Below are 17,526 nucleotides of genomic sequence, written 5' to 3' on the forward strand. Positions count from 1 at the left end.
TAGTATCTGCGAGGATCCTACAAATTAGGGTGGTACCATGGAAAGGAAAATAGCCTTTTCATCCCTACGAAACGAAGCAAGTGTCGTAGTGGGTGATTAGGCTTTTTTTATTATAAAGCTCTGTTAAGCAACATTGATGTTATTCGCTAAAGTCCACTCCCTTTCCGCGGACGAACCACCGAGCCTCCTCGCTCGTACCTCACTGAGGGGTCTCGGTCGGCTCGTTTTTCTGCAGGAGTCTCGTGGATTTTAGCTCATTACAATTTTAGTTTCCACAGAGCATTATTTATAAAAACGTCACTTAGCCTAATGCGAAACAATGATTCCCTTGAGAGGAGATGAAAAAATGAAGGTAGATGTAAAGGCGGATCCTGGGACTCACCTTAGCGGTGCTGAAACTCTGATTCACGCCTTAAAGCAAGAAGGAGTTGAAGTTGTATTTGGATATCCGGGTGGGGCCGCATTACCCATTTATGATGCACTCTATCAAAACCCGATCCGGCACATTCTTGCCAGACATGAACAAGGAGCGATTCACGCGGCTGAAGGGTATGCAAGAGTTTCAGGAAAGGCGGGAGTCGTGATTGCAACTTCCGGACCCGGTGCTACTAATTTAGTAACCGGAATAACAGATGCCATGATGGATTCAATTCCTCTTGTGGTATTTACGGGGCAGGTGGCATCGGGACTGATTGGGACCGACGCATTCCAAGAGGCTGACGTAATTGGCATTACCATGCCAATTACAAAACATAATTATCAGGTTCGTAATTTGCAAGATCTCCCCAGAATTATTAAAGAAGCCTTTCATATTGCAACAACAGGAAGACCAGGGCCAGTTTTAATAGACATTCCAAAAGATGTCTCTACTGTTAAGGGAAAAGTGGTTTTTCAAGAGACTGTTGATTTACCGGGTTTTCAGCCTACTATTCACCCGAATGTATTACAAATTAAAAAATTAAATGAAGCGATAGAATCAGCAAAGAGACCCGTTATATTAGCCGGTGCTGGTGTTTTACATGCGCAAGCATCCGAACAGCTGCTTGCGGTGGCAGAGACGAGAAAAATACCAGTGGTTCACACTCTCCTTGGCTTGGGCGGATTTCCAGCCGATCACCGATTATTTTTGGGAATGGGAGGAATGCATGGATGCTATGCGGCAAACATGAGTCTTTATGAGTGTGATCTCCTGATTAATGTAGGGGCAAGATTCGATGATCGGCTAACAGGAAATCTTAAAACCTTTGCTCCGCGTGCAAAAATAGCCCATATCGATATTGACCCGGCGGAGATTGGCAAAAACGTAGTTACTCATATTCCAATCGTAGGAGATGCTAAAGCAGCATTGCAAAAACTGCTGGACGAAAACGGATCAGGTTCTAAATCTGATGAATGGCTTGCTCATCTCAAGGAGTATCAAGATGAATATCCGTATTGGCACAACGAGGTAAGTGAAGGGATTTCACCTCAAGAATTAATCCAAATGGCCCATGAGATTACAAAAGGCAATGCGGTTGTTACAACAGATGTCGGTCAGCACCAGATGTGGGCAGCTCAATATTACACCTTTAACCAGCCTCATAACTGGGTAACCTCAGGCGGACTTGGAACGATGGGATTTGGTTTTCCAGCAGCGATTGGGGCTCAAATCGCAAAGCCAGATAAAAACGTAATCGCGATTGTCGGAGATGGCGGTTTTCAAATGACATCCCAAGAATTGATCTTACTAAAGGAACTCTCTCTCCCGGTTAAAGTCATTATTGTAAACAATGGATCACTCGGCATGGTACGGCAATGGCAGGAAAAATTTCATGGAGAGAGGTATTCACACTCAATTCTCACCGTCCAGCCGGATTTTGTAAGACTGGCAGAGGCTTATGGTGTAAAAGGATATTGCGTGTCATCACCAGAACAGGCCAGAGAATTACTTGCCGAAGTTTTACCGCTAGATGAACCAGCTGTCATTGACTGCAGAGTTAGTCCGACAGAAAATGTGTTTCCGATGGTTGCGCCAGGATCAGGATTACATGAAATGATTGGGGTGAAACCATGAAAAAGAGAATCGTGACAGCTTTTGTTTTGAATCAGAGTGGAGTATTAAACAGGGTGACGGGGCTCTTTACAAAGCGTCAGTTCAATATTGAAAGTATTACAGTCGGTCACACTGAAACAGAAGGAGTCTCCCGGATGACATTTGTCGTTTATGTAGAGGATGATCGGCAAATCGAACAGCTTATTAAACAATTAAACAAGCAAATTGATGTTTTGAAAGTTTCTGATATTACCGATCAGGCGATTGTAGCAAGAGAACTCGCCTTAATAAAAGTACTGAGCAACGGTCAGACTCGGACAGAAATTAATGGGATTATTGAACCTTTTCGGGCAAGTGTGATCGATATGTCCAGAGACAGTGTTACCGTTCAGGTAACCGGTGATACGGAGAAGGTTGAGGCGATGATCGAGCTTTTAAAACCATACGGAATTAAAGAAATGGCACGAACAGGTTTAACAGCGTTTCCGAGAGGAACACAAAAATCAGTTACAGAACTAAAGCAATACACACTATTTAAATAAGGGGATGAAGAATAATGGTAAAAGTTTATTATAACGGAGATGTAGCAGAGGATGCCCTGCAAGGTAAAAAGGTGGCGGTTGTAGGGTATGGATCACAAGGCCATGCCCATGCCCAAAATCTAAGAGATAGCGGTTATGAAGTTGTAGTCGGACTTAGAAAAGGAAAGTCATGGGAACAGGCTGAGCAAGATGGATTCTCAGTAAAAACGGTAAAAGAAGCAAGTGAAGAAGCCGATGTTGTTATGATTTTATTGCCAGACGAAAAGCAGCCGGAAGTTTATAAAAATGATATTGGACCTTCTCTAACACCAGGAAAAGCATTAGCTTTTGCTCATGGATTTAACGTGCATTTTCATCAGGTAGTACCTCCAAAAGATGTCGATGTCTTTCTCGTAGCTCCAAAAGGACCAGGACACCTCGTAAGAAGAACCTATGAAAGTGGTGCTGGAGTTCCGGCCCTTTTCGGCGTTTTTCAAAATGTAACAGGCGAAGCAGCCAAAATTGCTCTTTCATACGCTAAGGGAATTGGAGCAGGTCGTGCGGGAATTTTAGAAACTACCTTTAAAGAAGAAACTGAAACTGATTTATTCGGAGAACAAGCGGTTCTTTGCGGAGGTTTAACTTCATTAGTGAAAGCAGGATTTGAAACTCTTGTTGAGGCAGGTTATCAGCCAGAGGTTGCTTATTTTGAGTGTTTACATGAGCTAAAGCTGATTGTGGATCTTATGTATGAAGACGGGATTGAAGGCATGAGATATTCAATTTCGGATACAGCTCAATGGGGAGACTTCGTATCTGGACCTAGAGTGATCAATGCTGAAACTAAGAAAAGAATGAAGGAAGTACTCGATGATATTCAATCAGGGAAATTCGCAAAAGGCTGGATCCTAGAAAACCAAGCCAATCGCCCAATGTTTAATGCAACGAATGAACGCGAAAAGATTCATCAAATTGAAGTAGTCGGAAGACACTTAAGAAGTCTAATGCCATTTATTAAAAAATCAAAGAAAAAGGAAGTGGTGATGAGTGCGCCAAATTGATGTTTTTGATACAACGCTTAGGGATGGAGAACAGTCACCTGGGGTTAATTTGAATACCATTGAAAAATTAGAAGTAGCCAAGCAATTAGAAAGATTAGGCGTGAATATCATTGAAGCTGGATTCCCAGCCGCTTCAAGAGGCGACCTTCAAGCCGTGAAAATGATTGCTGAAACGATAAAAAACAGTTCAGTTACTGGTCTTGCCCGTGCCAATGAAAAAGACATAGATGCAGCATGGGAGGCATTAAAAGGTTCCATTGAACCAAGGATCCATGTGTTTCTGGCCACATCACCCATTCACATGACCTATAAACTAAAGATGTCCACGGACCAAGTACTCGAAACAGCGGTTGCAGCTATAAAGTATGCAAAAAAGCGGTTCACCCATGTTCAGTGGTCAGCAGAAGATGCTTGCCGCTCGGATAAAACTTTTCTAGTCAAAATCATTACAGAAGTGATTAATGCAGGAGCTACTGTGATTAACCTTCCAGACACAGTAGGGTATCGGGCACCGGAAGAGTATGGAGCACTCTTCCGCTATATTAAAGAACACGTCCCGAACATCGACAAGGTTAAGCTCTCAGCTCATACTCATGATGATCTGGGCTTAGCGACAGCCAATGCCTTAGCCGCAATTGAAAACGGGGCAGACCAAATCGAGGGTACGATCAATGCTATTGGGGAGCGGGCGGGTAACGCTGGTCTAGAGGAAATTGCGGTAGCATTGCATATCCGCCAAGACTTCTATAATGCCTCTACCCGATTAAAGCTTGATGAAATCAAAAGAACGAGTAACTTAGTAAGTAAACTAACGGGCATGATTGTCCCAGGCAATAAAGCTGTAGTTGGGAACAACGCTTTTGCCCATGAATCTGGAATTCACCAGGATGGGGTGCTGAAAGAAAGAAGCACTTATGAAATTATAACGCCTGAACTTATCGGATTAAAAACAAACAAACTAGTACTAGGGAAGCATTCAGGTCGCCATGCATTCAAAAATAAGGCAGAAGAAATGGGCTTTGAGTTAGGTGATTCTAAGCTAAATGAGGCCTTTAAAGCATTTAAGGATCTGGCTGACCGCAAAAAAGAGGTAACAGATGAGGATATCTTCGCGATTTTGACAGACAAACAAACCGAAGCTAAAGAAATACAGCTGTATGATTTAAGGAGTTTGCAGGTTCAATATGGAATGGATAATATCCCGACCGCAACGATTGCTGTCGTAACACCAGAAGGAGACTATAAGCAAGAAGCTGCTACAGGCTCAGGCAGTGTAGAGGCGATTTATAATACGATCGAGAAACTGGTTGATGGACCTGTTACACTGCTAGATTACAAGATCAATTCGGTTGGCGGAGGCAGAGATGCCCTGGCGGATTCATATGTTCAGATTCAATACAATGACACCGCGTCAAGCGGCAGAGGAACCGCTCAGGATGTACTAGAAGCCTCAGCAAGAGCTTATTTAAATGCAGTCAATCGAGTATTAAGTCTAAAGGGGATTGAAAAGAAAGAAATGGCGATGTAATCGCTATTGAACAGTCAAATAAAATGGGAGGGACTTGCGGTGAAAAAGAAAGTGGCAGTGCTGCCTGGAGATGGAATCGGTCCAGAAGTAATGAGCGGGGCGCTTGAAGTGTTACATGCAGTGGGGGAACGATTTGGTCACGATTTCGAAGTGGAGCAAGGAGACATTGGCGGGGTTGCCATAGACCTTCACGGAGAACCACTTCCTCAAACAACGTTAGAGCTTTGCGGACAAAGTGATGCGATTTTATTAGGAGCAGTCGGCGGACCGAAATGGAAGGATGTACCTGTACATCTTCGTCCAGAAAAAGGTTTGCTGGATATTAGAAAGGAACTGGGTCTGTTTGCCAATCTGCGTCCAGTTGCTACGTTTGATAGTTTGCTAGAAGCATCACCTTTAAAGCGAAATGTAATAGAAAATGTTGATTTTGTCATCGTTCGAGAGCTGACAGGCGGAATTTACTTTGGCAAACCAAGTGAAAGAAGAGGAAAAAATAAAGAGATTGCAGTCGATACGCTTACTTATGACCGCAGTGAAATTGAAAGAGTGGTCCATAAAGCTTTTCAGCTTGCGTCGATCAGAAGAAAAAAATTAACGTCAGTTGATAAGGCAAATGTCTTGGAATCAAGCCGGATGTGGCATGAGGTTGTAGATGAAGTCTCACATAACTATCCTGAGGTGGAGGTTGAACATCTGCTAGTTGATGCGGCTGCTATGAAACTTATTTACCAACCGAAGCATTTTGACGTAATTGTTACGGAAAATATGTTTGGAGATATCTTAAGTGATGAAGCATCTATGCTAACTGGTTCACTTGGCATGCTGCCGTCTGCCAGTCTACGGGAGGATTTTCTTGGCCTGTATGAACCAGTTCATGGCTCAGCTCCCGATATTGCAGGACAGGGTAAAGCAAATCCGCTGGCTATGATACTCTCAGTTGCCATGATGCTCAAATATTCATTCGGTCTTAAACAAGAAGCAGAATTAATCGAGCATGCCGTTCAGGAAGTGCTGAAGGCCGGATATCGGACTAGAGATCTTGGAGGAGACACAGGCACAAATGAAATGAGCCAATTAGTGCTCCATTATCTCGAAGAAGAACAAGTATCGTCTGCCATCATGAGTGTTTATTTGTAATAGGCTGTTTTCTAAAGATTTTGATGAAATCAGCATAACAAGCAGTTGAAATACACGAAGACTCATTTCCACTGCTACATATAAAGAATAGATTGTAGCAGTGGAAAGTGGGAAAAGCGAGCCAGGCGAGACCCCGCAGCGAGGTACGAGCGAGGAGGCTCGCAGGCCGCCGCGGAAAGCGAAGTGTATTTCAACTGCGTTGTAATTAGCAACAAACTATCGAACAGCCTTGCAAAAACACCCGAAAAATTGCGAGGTACAAGAACTCAATCTTGTACCTCGCTTGAATAAAGCTGAGACATAGATTGATTGTTAGGGAGGGACAAAGACGTTGAAGCCAAGGAATATTATTGAAAAACTGTGGGAGGATCATGTTGTTTACCGGGAAATCGGTAAACCAGATTTACTCTATATTGATCTTCATCTTGTCCACGAAGTCACATCGCCCCAAGCATTTGAAGGCTTGAGAATGAAAAATCGAAAGGTTCGCAGACCAGACCTCACTTTTGCCACAATGGACCACAATGTTCCAACTAAGAATAGGAACATAATCAATGATCAGGTAGCCAAGACGCAAATGACAAAATTGGAGGAGAATTGTCGGGAATTTGGGATTCCATTAGCCGATATTAATCACCCGGACCAAGGAATTGTCCACGTCATAGGCCCGGAATTGGGATTGACACAGCCAGGAAAAACGATTGTCTGCGGGGACAGTCATACCTCCACTCACGGAGCATTTGGGGCGCTTGCATTCGGAATTGGGACCAGTGAGGTTGAACATGTACTGGCCACGCAAACGTTATGGCAATCTAAGCCGAAGACCTTACAGATCAAAGTCAATGGCAAATTAGGGTTTGGCATCACCGCCAAAGACCTGATTCTTGCTATAATTGCGAAGTTTGGGGTAGGTGTAGGAGCTGGCTACATTATTGAATATACTGGTGAAGCCATCCGAAATTTATCGATGGAAGAAAGAATGACCGTCTGCAACATGTCAATTGAAGCTGGAGCCAGAGCTGGCATCATCAGTCCTGATCTAGTAACATTTGAATACTTAAAAGGAAAAAGACATGTTCCTCAAGGAGCTGCATTTGAAGAGGCCGTCCAAAAATGGAATCAATACGCTTCGGATGAAGATGCAGTCTATGATAAAACGCTTGAAATCGATGCTGCAGAGGTCGAGCCTCAGGTTACATGGGGTACGAATCCTTCTATGGGCATTAGTATTAGTCAACAAATACCGAAACCAGAGCACTTTGAAAAACCATCCGAGCAAGAGGCTGTCAAACGAGCATTAACTTATATGGGACTTGAAGGCGGCACAAAAATGAATGAAGTATCCATTGATTATGTGTTCATTGGTTCTTGTACCAATTCAAGACTAAGTGATTTGCGGGCAGCAGCGGAAGTTGTGAAAGGGAAAAAGGTCCATGAAGGAGTTACTGCGATCGTGGTTCCGGGCTCCCAAACTGTCAGGGAACAGGCAGAAAAAGAAGGCCTTCATCAAATTTTTGAAGAAGCTGGCTTTGAGTGGAGAGAAGCTGGCTGCAGCATGTGTCTTGCTATGAATAATGATGTGGTTCCAGCTGGAAAACGCTGCGCTTCAACGTCTAACCGGAATTTCGAAGGCAGGCAAGGAAATGGAGCCCGTACTCATCTTGTCAGTCCGACCATGGCAGCAGCTGCGGCTGTAACAGGGAAGTTCACCGATGTTAGAACCTTAATGCCTGTACATTTATAAGAAAAGCGGAAGCTCTGGAGCGAGAAAGTCATCAAAGTTGCAGAGTTTATACATTCTTAGCTTTTATAAAAAGAATGGAGGGTCACCTATGGCAGGAATTCGACAATACCAAGGGAAAGTGTTTCCCCTTAATCGGGAAAATATAGACACAGATCAAATTATCCCTAAGCAGTTTTTGAAAAAGATTGATCGTCAGGGCTTCGGAAAATATCTTTTTTACCATTGGAGATTTTATGATGATGGATCACTTAATCCAAGCTTTCCATTAAATCATGAACAATATCAGGATGCTACGATTTTAGTAGGAGGAGCAAACTTTGGCTGTGGTTCTTCACGAGAACATGCTCCTTGGTCCATTATGGATTATGGATTTCAAGTTGTTATAGCTCCTAGCTTTGCAGATATATTCTATAATAACTGTGTTAAAAACGGGCTTTTGCCGATTCGGCTGCAGCCGGCAGAAGTTGAATTTTTGCTTGAAAAAGCTAGCCAATCAAACTTAGAACTATTCATTGATGTAGAAAAACAGACCGTTTCAGACCAAGCTGGTTTTAAAGCAGCTTTTGATATCGATCCTTACTGGAAGCAAATGCTGATGAATGGATGGGATGAGATTTCGATTACGCTTTCATTTGAAGAACAGATTCGCCAATATGAATTATCAAGATAGGAGATGAAGGAATTGGGAATTTCCTGAACAGAAATGAAGTTGTTTTAGCGATGGAGAACTTGATGAATGCTGTACATCGAACACCGCTAAAACAGTCTGCGACATTAAATCGGTTAGTAGGTTATGATGTCTATTTAAAAATGGAAAACCTGCAAAGAACAGGCTCTTTCAAACTGCGCGGAGCATTGAATAAGGTAACTTCTCTTACACAAGATGAGGCTTCACGGGGAATTGTCTGTGCGTCTGCGGGGAACCATGCTCAAGGCGTTGCATTTGCAGCATCACAACGCGGCATATGTGCCAAAATCTTTATGCCACAATGTACGCCACAAGCTAAAGTTGACGCAACAAAAGGATATGGTGCCGAAATTGTTTTAACAGGAGAATCCTATCAGGAAGCCTATACCGCTGCTATGGAATACAGGGATAGGACGGGGGCTGCCTTTGTTCACGCATTTGATGATATGAAGGTGATTGCCGGTCAGGGAACAATAGCACTGGAAATGATGCAGCAATGTCAGGACCTCGAGGCTATCATTGTCCCCGTTGGCGGAGGAGGATTAATTGCGGGAATGGCATTAGCTATTAAAGCATTCAACCCAAGCATCAAGGTTATTGGTGTCCAAGCTGCAGGAGCACCTGCTACATATAACCAATATACAGGAATGGGTGATGCCATTTTATCACATGCGGAAACGATCGCAGATGGAATCCTTGTTAAAAAACCAGGGGAGGTAACTTATCCAATGATTGAAAGCCTAGTAGACGATATGGTGATCGTAGGCGAAGAGGAAATCGCAGGTGCAATTCTGTTTATGCTCCAAAGAGAAAAGACATTAGTTGAAGGAGCTGGCGCAGTAGCTTTAGCATCCCTTCTTTCTAAAAAGATTACTGCAAGCTGGAAGAAAATTGGTTGTGTGATAAGCGGAGGCAATGTCGACCTAAACAAACTTCCCTATTATAAGGAACTAACCAAACAAAAACAATTATTTCAACAGATTGGCTAAGGTAATAGCGGTTGTCTTGGGGGCAGGACCCCTTATGACAACCGCTTTGTTTTATTCCGTTTCAAATACATAAGACAGCACTTTAATCGCCTGGTTAATGGTTTCGACCGTTACATTTGCTTTTTGGGAAAGTTCCTTTAAAGCGTGATGATATTCTTCTAGTCTAATCAGAATAAGAGGTTTTCCTAGAGTGATTGCAGCGCTAGCGTCCATCGCCGTATTCCATTGCTTATATTTTTCTCCAAAAAAGGCGATGACTAAATCTGCTTTTTTCATTAAGATTTGTGTCCGTAAATTATTAATTTTGGAAGCCGCTTCATCCATTAAAATAGGAGTAGGCTGTTCTCCTAGGATTTCAACACCTATCTTATCTGAACGTGAATGATTTTCCATCGGCCCTACAAAGGTAAGAGGGAGCTTTAATGCTTTTGCCTTATCCTTGACTTCTTCCCTCCATGGTGAATGAATTTCACCAGCTAAATAAACCACTAATTCCATGTTAAACCGTACCTCCTGCCTTGCTCACTTTTAGTCAGCATATTTTCATAACAGTCTAATATAATGAATAGACTACCATTCCAACAAGGCCAAATCAATAAAGCGATGGTAAACTCGACAAATCAATATGCCTCCTTGCGGGAAAAGTTGGGAGTTCGTCTATTAAAACTTTTATGATAACATAGAAAGTATGATAGATAGACGTAACTAGTTAATTTGATTTGTACCGGGAGGGGTTTGCTTTGAAGGGTAAAGTGTTACTCATCATTCTTACAATGATTTCGCTCTTAACTGCATGTTCTGTTTCTAGTGAGGATATGAAAAGCCATGCGACCAATGTCATTGATGAGGCATTAACAGAACAAGTGAAAGAACCGAATGAAACAACGGGAAACGGAAAATTGTATCTTCCATTCCTGATGTCAGTCACAGATGTTTCACCATCAAATATTATTCTTGAAAAAGGGTCACAAACATATATCCTCTTTTATAATCAAATTGAGGAGCCCAATTCTAAAGAATTATATAACTCATTAATCAATAGTTCCGAATCTATCCTTTTTCATCATAGTATTGAAAAAGAAGGCGAGTTTGCCTATTTAGCAGTCGAAGAGCTGGAAAAAGATCAGGTTATTTTAACAGTTGGAATTGGCGGCAAAAAAATGACTACTGAAACCACAACAAAAAATGTGCCAACTGATATTGGCATCATGATTGAAATAATACGTTCATTTGAGCCCTCTGCTCAAACTGAAGAATAAAGAAAGACTCGAGTTTACCAGCTCGAGTCTTTTATGTTGAATTATTCCCCTTTTTTCTTCCGCAATTTTACTTTCAAATTTTTTAAGCTTCCTTTTGCAAATTTTGATTTAGAAAGCTTGTTGAAGATCAAATCCAGCTTAGCTTCCAATTTAGATTTTGGAATTTCGTCAACCGGCTCCAGGTTTGTGCCTTCAAGTTCAAATTGAGAAATTTCCTGCTGAAGATTCGTTGCAATATTACTCAATTCATTGGCCGCTTCTGTTACTTGAGAAATTGCTTCGAGCTGAGTTTCACTTGAAGCACTTACTTCCTCGGATACTCCAGCCGATTGTTCAGAAATCAGATAAATGTTTTCAAGTTTCTCCCTTAGTTTACTATTAGCTGTTTGAATATCCGCAACAGCCCATTGGATATCCCGAATATTGAGGGAGATTCCTGTAACGTGGGTCGTAATATTCTCAAAGGAGCTTTTTGTTTCCCCAACTACTGTTGCCTGTTTTGATTTGAATTCATCAAATTGACTGGCATCTCGCTTTAGTTGCTCCATTTGTTCACTCATAGTGGCCACTAGTTCTTGTATTTGTCTAGCTTCGTTTTTAGAACGCTCGGCCAGTTTGCGGACTTCACTGGCAACCACGGCAAACCCTTTACCTGCTTCTCCTGCTCTAGCAGATTCAATGGCTGCATTTAGAGCTAGTAGATTTGTATTTTCAGCAATTTCTTCAATCGTTTCGACGATGGTAGAGATTCTGCTAGATTGTTCAGAAGCTAATACAACTTGCTGTGTCAAGTGATTGGCCAGTTCTAGGAATTCTTCGGAAGTCGACGAAAGTTCTTGGACTGTTAATAACCCTCGTTTTCCTTCTTCTTCAGTTTGCACTGCATTTTCGGAAATGATTGTACTTAAACCTTCTGTTTTTAAAATTTGTTCAGACACTTCTTTTACAAGCAGGTTACCTTCTTCAAGTCTTTCAGATTGATCTGTTGCACCCGCTGCTACTTGTTTAATGGCATGATTCACTTCATTGGCCTGTGCCGTTGTTTCTTCTGAGATCGCTGCCAGATGTTGTGAAGCAGCCTGGACAGCATCAGACGAATTCAAAATTTGAATAAATGCATGCTGAACCTTATCAGCCATCTGGTTAAAGGTGCTCGCCAGATCTCCCATTTCATCTTCTGTATCAAGTGCGACCCGGTGAGCAAAGTTTCCGTTCCCGATTTTTTCTGCACCAGATTTTAATGAAAGAATAGAACGATTAATTCCTTTTACAATATAAAAACTCATGACAAAAATAAAGGCGATTAAAACACAGCTAAAAAGAATAATCCATAATTGCAACGTTTCATTTTCACTTTGCAGTGTTCGTTTTACGTTGTCCAAATCAGATTTTACAAAGCCTTCTACGGAAGTAACTGCAAGTTCAATTTCTTCACCAAGCTGGTTAAAATCTTCCATGTAGGCATTGGTTCTGTCAAATGTGCGTAAAACATCATTTAAAAGGCGCTGATAATTGGAAAGAGAGGTCATGATACCGTTCTTTGTGGTCTGATTTACACTAGTAGCATTTACAATCTCTTTCATATTTTGGAGTTGGTCGGCAAATTCGTTATAGCTTCCCCTGTCCATTGTAATCATAAAGTTTTTCTCATAGAGACTAAGCAGCGACATTGCATTTACGATGTTTTGATTTGCTGTTGAAGCAGCAAGAGAGGTCAAGTTTTTATTAAGAAGGTCTACTTCTCCTCTAATACCATCCACTGCTGTATATCCAATGGTTTCGTATGTATCGGTTAAACTTACAAAACGTTCATAATAGGTATTTACTGAGTCTTTGATCTTCGTAAATTGCTCTTCAATTTGTTTGTTTTCTGCATAATTTTTTGCTAGACTAACTGCTTCATTACGAATCGAATTAATGTCTTCATTAATACGAAATGCTGTATCAGGATTTGGTTCTTTTAAATATTGCTGCTCTAAAGTCCGAACTTGGGACATGCTATATTTTAGTGCCTGGCTTCTTTCAACCGCTGCTGATAATTCTTCCTGAACTTCGCTCGCAGCATTTTGTTTTAATGACAGATAAAAATTAGATCCAAGTAAAATAATCATGCCAGCAACTGCACTAATTACAATGAGCCACATTCTTGATTGAATGGTTCTCAATGAAGACCCCCCTCTTTTTTAAGGAATTTTAACATTTTTTTGTCTGTATTTTATACAATTTCTAAGAAAAATCGACGAAATTCCCCTTATAGACTTTATCGGTAAAACAATTCAAGAGTTTAATGAAATGTGTCGCATAACTTGTATTAGAATAATAAATTGGTCCAAAAGTAATATAAAATCGAGGTTATCGGCAAATTATTAGTCTTTGACTCCCTACTTTTGATACAATTTTTTTATTAAATACGAACAAGCATGAATCGGAGGTTATTTTGATGAAGAAACTTCATTCACTTGAAGAAGTTAATACACTAGTAAATAGCGGTACGCATGTATTTGTATTTTCTGCAGACTGGTGTCCAGATTGTCGCTTTATTGAACCCTTTATGCCAGAAGTGGAAGAAAAGTTTTCGGACCTTGGATTTATTTATGTAGACCGGGATCAATTTATTGATCTTTGCCAAGAGTGGGACATTTATGGTATTCCAAGTTTTGTTGCCTTCCATAATGGGAACGAGGTAGGACGTTTTGTCAGTAAAGATCGCAAGACAAGAGAAGAAATTGAGTCTTTTTTAACGAGTCTTTCTGGTACAGCGGATTAAATAATTAAGATACTGCCGGAGTACATGGCGTGCTGCCGGCAGTATTGCATGCTGGTATAAGGCAGTCCCTTTCTCCTGTTCAAATTTCCTCATGCCTCTTTTTACCCACACGTCTCTATACTTTACAATGGTTGAACAACCGTTTTAAGATTCAGTACAATATTCTTTATGTAAGAAAAATGAGGTGGCCGCTATGAAAATGAATACGCTGAAAATGAAACAGATTCTTGAGGAAAAATTAAAGGAACCTAATCGAACGATTCGCTACGATCGTGAACATGATGCATTACGGATTGAAAATAGGGATACCGGAAAAGGTATTACTGTATCCCTGTCATCGGTTGTTAATAAATGGAACGAAATAAAGGAAAAAGCGATTGAGGAAATTGTTTACTATGTGAATGAAGCGCTCACAGTAATGGGTAAGGAACATGCAATGGACGATGGCGGAGGTCTCATTTTTCCGGTAATAAGATCTACTTCTTTTCCGACCCAATCTGAAGATGGAGTGAGGCTTTTATTTGATAATCATACAGCAGAAACAAGAATATATTATGCGTTAGATTTGGGTAAAAGCTATCGCCTGATCGATGAAAAGTGGCTGGGAGATAACGATGTATCTCCCCAAACTGTCAGAGAAATGGCGAAGTTTAACGTTCGCTCATTAGATACAGAAATGAAACAAGATGTAGTAGCAGGGAATACTTTTTATTTTCTTAATTCAAATGATGGCTATGATGCGAGCAGAATATTAAATGATATATTCCTGCGGACAATGTCAGAAAAAATAAAAGGGACCATGACCGTTTCTGTTCCTCATCAGGATGTTCTGATTATAGGTGACATCCAAAACGAAACGGGCTATGATGTCTTAGCACAAATGACAATGAGCTTTTTTACAAACGGATATGTTCCGATTACCGCTCTGTCATTTCTTTATCAGGATGGTGAATTTGAACCAATTTTCATTTTAGGGAAAAATAAACCTCCCACTGAGTAGGGAGTTCTCCCTTTTATTACATCTATGACATTTTCTTTGATTTTTAGAAACGATAGGAAGTTCGATACTCTATTAGTCTAAAATAGGCTATAATAGAAGAAAAACTCGAGGCTTCAGGCCAGTTTTTTTTGCCTAAAGGGCATTGGGTTTATTAGAGGAGCAATTAAAAAGCGAGGGTTTTCGATGAATTTCTTTCATAAATGGATTCAAAAAATAAAGAAACAAGAAGAGGAACAATCGGTTCTGGAAGAATATTTAAAAGAACGGCCTTTCATAAACCCTGAGGAAAGCCGCGGAAAAGATGTCGAAGCCCGCATTACATACCAGTATCCTAAAGGGCAATTCAGATTTCCCTTGATATCGGATGAAGAATTACATAGAAAAAGGCATCAAACAACAAGGCGGCATCTGGAAAAGGAACAGAGTATTCCGATTCGTGAGAGAAGAAGGGCACGCAGTGAACAGAAGGAGGACAAACAGTCTCCTATAAAAGAAGAGATTCAGAAGAAGATGGAAATGAAGAAAGGGCCGAAGAAGCCTTTTTCTCCTACTCAAATTCCATCCCCTATCTATGGATTTCATAGCCGGACTGAAAATAATAGCTTACTAATATCTAATTTAAAGAGAGAAAAATCTCCTATACCAAATTACTCGGAAAATACATATGAAAAAGGGTTTTTTACTGAGATTCTTGGAGAACAGATTGAAACGATAGAGAAAACTGACGAAGTCATCCTCTCTGTAAGTCATAATGGGGAAATCACAGATGAAGAGCGGGAAGTGCCTGTAACGGGTTCAGAGCGAAAATTGAGCATTATAAATGAGTTTGATCCTGAACCTCCATTTGCACAGATAGAAAGCAAGGAAGAAGCTTTTTATGAAGAAACAGAGGAGACCAATGAAATCGAGGAAGAGATAGAGGTTAATACAGAAGCAGATCACATGGAAGCGGGAGAATTCCGAGTTCTTTATGATAATGACGAACCAGAGGAAGGGCAGGAAACTCCGGAAGCTATTTATTATTCTCGAAGGATTGATAATGAAAGAAATGAAGAAGCAGCTGCAGCAATAGAAACTGCTGAAAACGAAGAGAATGGCGAAAGCCGGGAATCGACTCGTCCGCATCTTCCCTTTAATGTTATTATGCTGAAACAGGATAAATTAAAATGGGAAAGACGAAACGAAAAGCAGCCTTCTGGGCCAGTTATGCAGCAAACCGAAAAAATGGTGCCAGAAACGAAAAGCTATTTGTTCCCAAGTCAGCAATTGTTGACTCCGCCAGCTGGTGAAGCAGACCAGGGTGACTGGATCGAAGGCCAGGCCCATATTTTAAATCAAACGCTTGAATATTTTCATGTTAAAGCAAGGGTTGTTAATTATTCCCAAGGGCCATCAGTTACTCGGTTTGAAGTCAGCCCTGAACCAGGGGTTAAAGTTAATAAAATTACAAATTTAACGGACGATTTAAAGCTGAGCCTGGCAGCCCGTGATATTCGGATGGAAGCACCAATTCCAGGCAAACATACAATCGGAATTGAAATTCCTAATTTAAAATCCAGACCTGTTCATCTGAGAGAAATAACGGAACATCCAAAATTTACGGAAAGTTCTTCACCACTTACAGTGGCACTCGGTTTAAGTATTTCCGGCGAACCGGTTGTAACAGACTTAAAGAAAATGCCCCATGGTTTAATTGCAGGTGCCACTGGGTCTGGAAAGAGTGTGTGCATAAACTCTGTATTAGTGAGTTTGTTATATAAAGCTCATCCTGATCAGGTGAAACTGCTTTTAATCGACCCGAAAATGGTGGAACTGACACCATACAACGGTATCCCTCATTTAGTCAGTCCTGTTATTACAGACGTTAAGGCTGCTACGAGTTCGTTAAAATGGGCGGTACAGGAAATGGAGTCACGCTATGATGAATTTGCAAAAACAGGGGTAAGGGATATTGAAAAATATAATCAATTATTCCCTGATAATACCCTGCCTTATGTAGTAATTGTGATAGATGAATTGGCTGATTTGATGATGGCGGCACCAGCCGATGTAGAGGATGCTATTTGCCGAATTGCTCAAAAGGCTAGAGCCTGCGGAATCCATTTAATTATTGCCACACAAAGACCTTCAGTAGACGTTATTACAGGTTTGATTAAAGCAAATGTACCAACTAGAATTGCTTTTTCTGTTTCTTCCCAAGTAGATTCCAGAACGATTATTGATACGTCCGGAGCAGAAAGATTACTGGGAAAAGGAGATATGCTCTTTCTGGAAAATGGGGCTTCCAAACCGGTTCGTCTGCAGGGTACGTTTGTATCGGATACCGAGATTGATGCAGTGGTACAGCATGTATCAATGCAGCAAGAAGCTGACTACCTATTCCGTCAGGAAGAATTATTGCAAAAAGCCCAAATCGCAGACGAAGAAGATGAATTGTTCATGGAAGCTTGCCAATTTGTCATAGACCAAGGGAATGCATCAACATCTCTTTTACAAAGAAGATTCCGGATTGGCTACAATCGTGCGGCAAGACTGATTGAAATGATGGAGTCTCAAGGGATTGTATCCGGGGCAAATGGAACAAAACCAAGGGATGTCCTAGTCTCAGAAGATGAGCTTGCGATTCAGTCAGACCAATAGGCCATAGACCTAAGCTTTACTTGTGGTTCGATTCTATATAAAATGAAATAGGATAAGTGGCCTTCTTTTCCCTAGGGCCACTAATCTAATAATCTTTTGCATATACTTAAGACAAACACTTCTTAGTCGTTCAGGATCAATTTTACGGGATTGATTAGAG

Annotated in this window: 14 protein-coding genes and 1 pseudogene; 12 read left to right on the top strand and 3 right to left on the bottom strand. The window is 41.1% G+C overall.

Annotated elements, in window-relative coordinates:
• The first annotated feature begins 346 nt into the window (after nt 1–346).
• The 8 genes from ilvB to ilvA all read left to right on the top strand — a co-directional run bounded on the left by ilvB (nt 347) and on the right by ilvA (nt 9,700).
• Nucleotides 347–2,053, top strand: a complete 1,707-nt coding sequence (ilvB, locus tag CRO56_RS12450; protein ID WP_097158941.1) for an acetolactate synthase large subunit — start codon at nt 347–349, stop codon at nt 2,051–2,053.
• Entirely contained in the window at nt 2,050–2,574 is a 525-nt protein-coding gene (ilvN, locus tag CRO56_RS12455) for an acetolactate synthase small subunit (RefSeq protein ID WP_097158942.1), read from the top strand. The genes ilvB and ilvN overlap by 4 nt, the downstream gene beginning before the upstream one ends.
• 14 nt (nt 2,575–2,588) lie before the next feature.
• Nucleotides 2,589–3,614, top strand: coding sequence for a ketol-acid reductoisomerase (gene ilvC / locus CRO56_RS12460; protein ID WP_097158943.1), 1,026 nt, complete (start codon nt 2,589–2,591; stop codon nt 3,612–3,614).
• Nucleotides 3,601–5,142: a 2-isopropylmalate synthase gene (locus CRO56_RS12465; protein ID WP_097158944.1), complete on the top strand. Its 1,542-nt coding sequence runs from the start codon at nt 3,601–3,603 to the stop codon at nt 5,140–5,142. The genes ilvC and CRO56_RS12465 overlap by 14 nt, the downstream gene beginning before the upstream one ends.
• Nucleotides 5,143–5,181: 39 nt before the next feature.
• Entirely contained in the window at nt 5,182–6,279 is a 1,098-nt protein-coding gene (gene leuB, locus CRO56_RS12470; protein WP_097158945.1) for a 3-isopropylmalate dehydrogenase, read from the top strand.
• 331 nt (nt 6,280–6,610) lie between these two features.
• The gene (gene leuC / locus CRO56_RS12475; RefSeq protein ID WP_097158946.1) at nt 6,611–8,023 is read left to right on the top strand and encodes a 3-isopropylmalate dehydratase large subunit; all 1,413 of its coding nucleotides are present in this window, start codon (nt 6,611–6,613) and stop codon (nt 8,021–8,023) included.
• 88 nt (nt 8,024–8,111) lie between these two features.
• Nucleotides 8,112–8,693 carry a 3-isopropylmalate dehydratase small subunit gene (gene leuD, locus CRO56_RS12480; protein ID WP_097158947.1) on the top strand — a complete coding sequence of 194 codons (582 nt, stop codon included), beginning with the start codon at nt 8,112–8,114 and terminating at the stop codon, nt 8,691–8,693.
• A gap of 62 nt (nt 8,694–8,755) precedes the next feature.
• On the top strand, nt 8,756–9,700 hold the full coding sequence (gene ilvA, locus CRO56_RS12485) for a threonine ammonia-lyase (RefSeq protein ID WP_245855859.1): 945 nt from the start codon (nt 8,756–8,758) through the stop codon (nt 9,698–9,700).
• A 51-nt stretch (nt 9,701–9,751) separates the two neighbouring features.
• On the opposite strand, the gene CRO56_RS12490 is transcribed toward ilvA, so the two are convergent.
• The gene (locus CRO56_RS12490) at nt 9,752–10,198 is read right to left on the bottom strand and encodes a YtoQ family protein (protein WP_097158949.1); all 447 of its coding nucleotides are present in this window, start codon (nt 10,196–10,198) and stop codon (nt 9,752–9,754) included.
• Between the two features lie 242 nt (nt 10,199–10,440).
• Here CRO56_RS12490 and CRO56_RS12495 point away from each other — a divergent pair, with 242 nt between their 5' ends.
• Nucleotides 10,441–10,959 carry a hypothetical protein gene (locus CRO56_RS12495; protein WP_097158950.1) on the top strand — a complete coding sequence of 173 codons (519 nt, stop codon included), beginning with the start codon at nt 10,441–10,443 and terminating at the stop codon, nt 10,957–10,959.
• A gap of 41 nt (nt 10,960–11,000) precedes the next feature.
• Here the strand turns inward: CRO56_RS12495 and CRO56_RS23625 are convergent, their stop codons facing one another.
• Together CRO56_RS23625 and CRO56_RS23630 are read right to left on the bottom strand one after the other, a co-directional pair.
• On the bottom strand, nt 11,001–12,098 hold the full coding sequence (locus tag CRO56_RS23625; RefSeq protein ID WP_425427203.1) for a methyl-accepting chemotaxis protein: 1,098 nt from the start codon (nt 12,096–12,098) through the stop codon (nt 11,001–11,003).
• Nucleotides 12,093–13,103, bottom strand: a pseudogene (locus tag CRO56_RS23630) (sensor histidine kinase); the annotation flags it as partial. The gene CRO56_RS23625 and the pseudogene CRO56_RS23630, both read right to left, overlap by 6 nt.
• A 296-nt stretch (nt 13,104–13,399) precedes the next feature.
• Between CRO56_RS23630 and CRO56_RS12505 the strand changes: the two are divergent.
• The 3 genes from CRO56_RS12505 to CRO56_RS12515 all read left to right on the top strand — a co-directional run bounded on the left by CRO56_RS12505 (nt 13,400) and on the right by CRO56_RS12515 (nt 17,366).
• A complete protein-coding gene (locus CRO56_RS12505; RefSeq protein WP_097158952.1) occupies nt 13,400–13,726 on the top strand; it encodes a thioredoxin family protein in 327 nt (108 codons plus the stop codon).
• Between the two features lie 193 nt (nt 13,727–13,919).
• Complete coding sequence (locus CRO56_RS12510) at nt 13,920–14,726, top strand: DUF1444 domain-containing protein (protein WP_425427199.1); 807 nt, start codon at nt 13,920–13,922, stop codon at nt 14,724–14,726.
• A 183-nt stretch (nt 14,727–14,909) separates the two neighbouring features.
• A complete protein-coding gene (locus CRO56_RS12515; RefSeq protein ID WP_097158953.1) occupies nt 14,910–17,366 on the top strand; it encodes a DNA translocase FtsK in 2,457 nt (818 codons plus the stop codon).
• The last annotated feature ends 160 nt before the right edge of the window (nt 17,367–17,526 follow it).

The sequence above is a fragment of the Bacillus oleivorans genome, from assembly GCF_900207585.1.
GTDB lineage: Bacteria > Bacillota > Bacilli > Bacillales > JC228 > Bacillus_BF > Bacillus_BF oleivorans.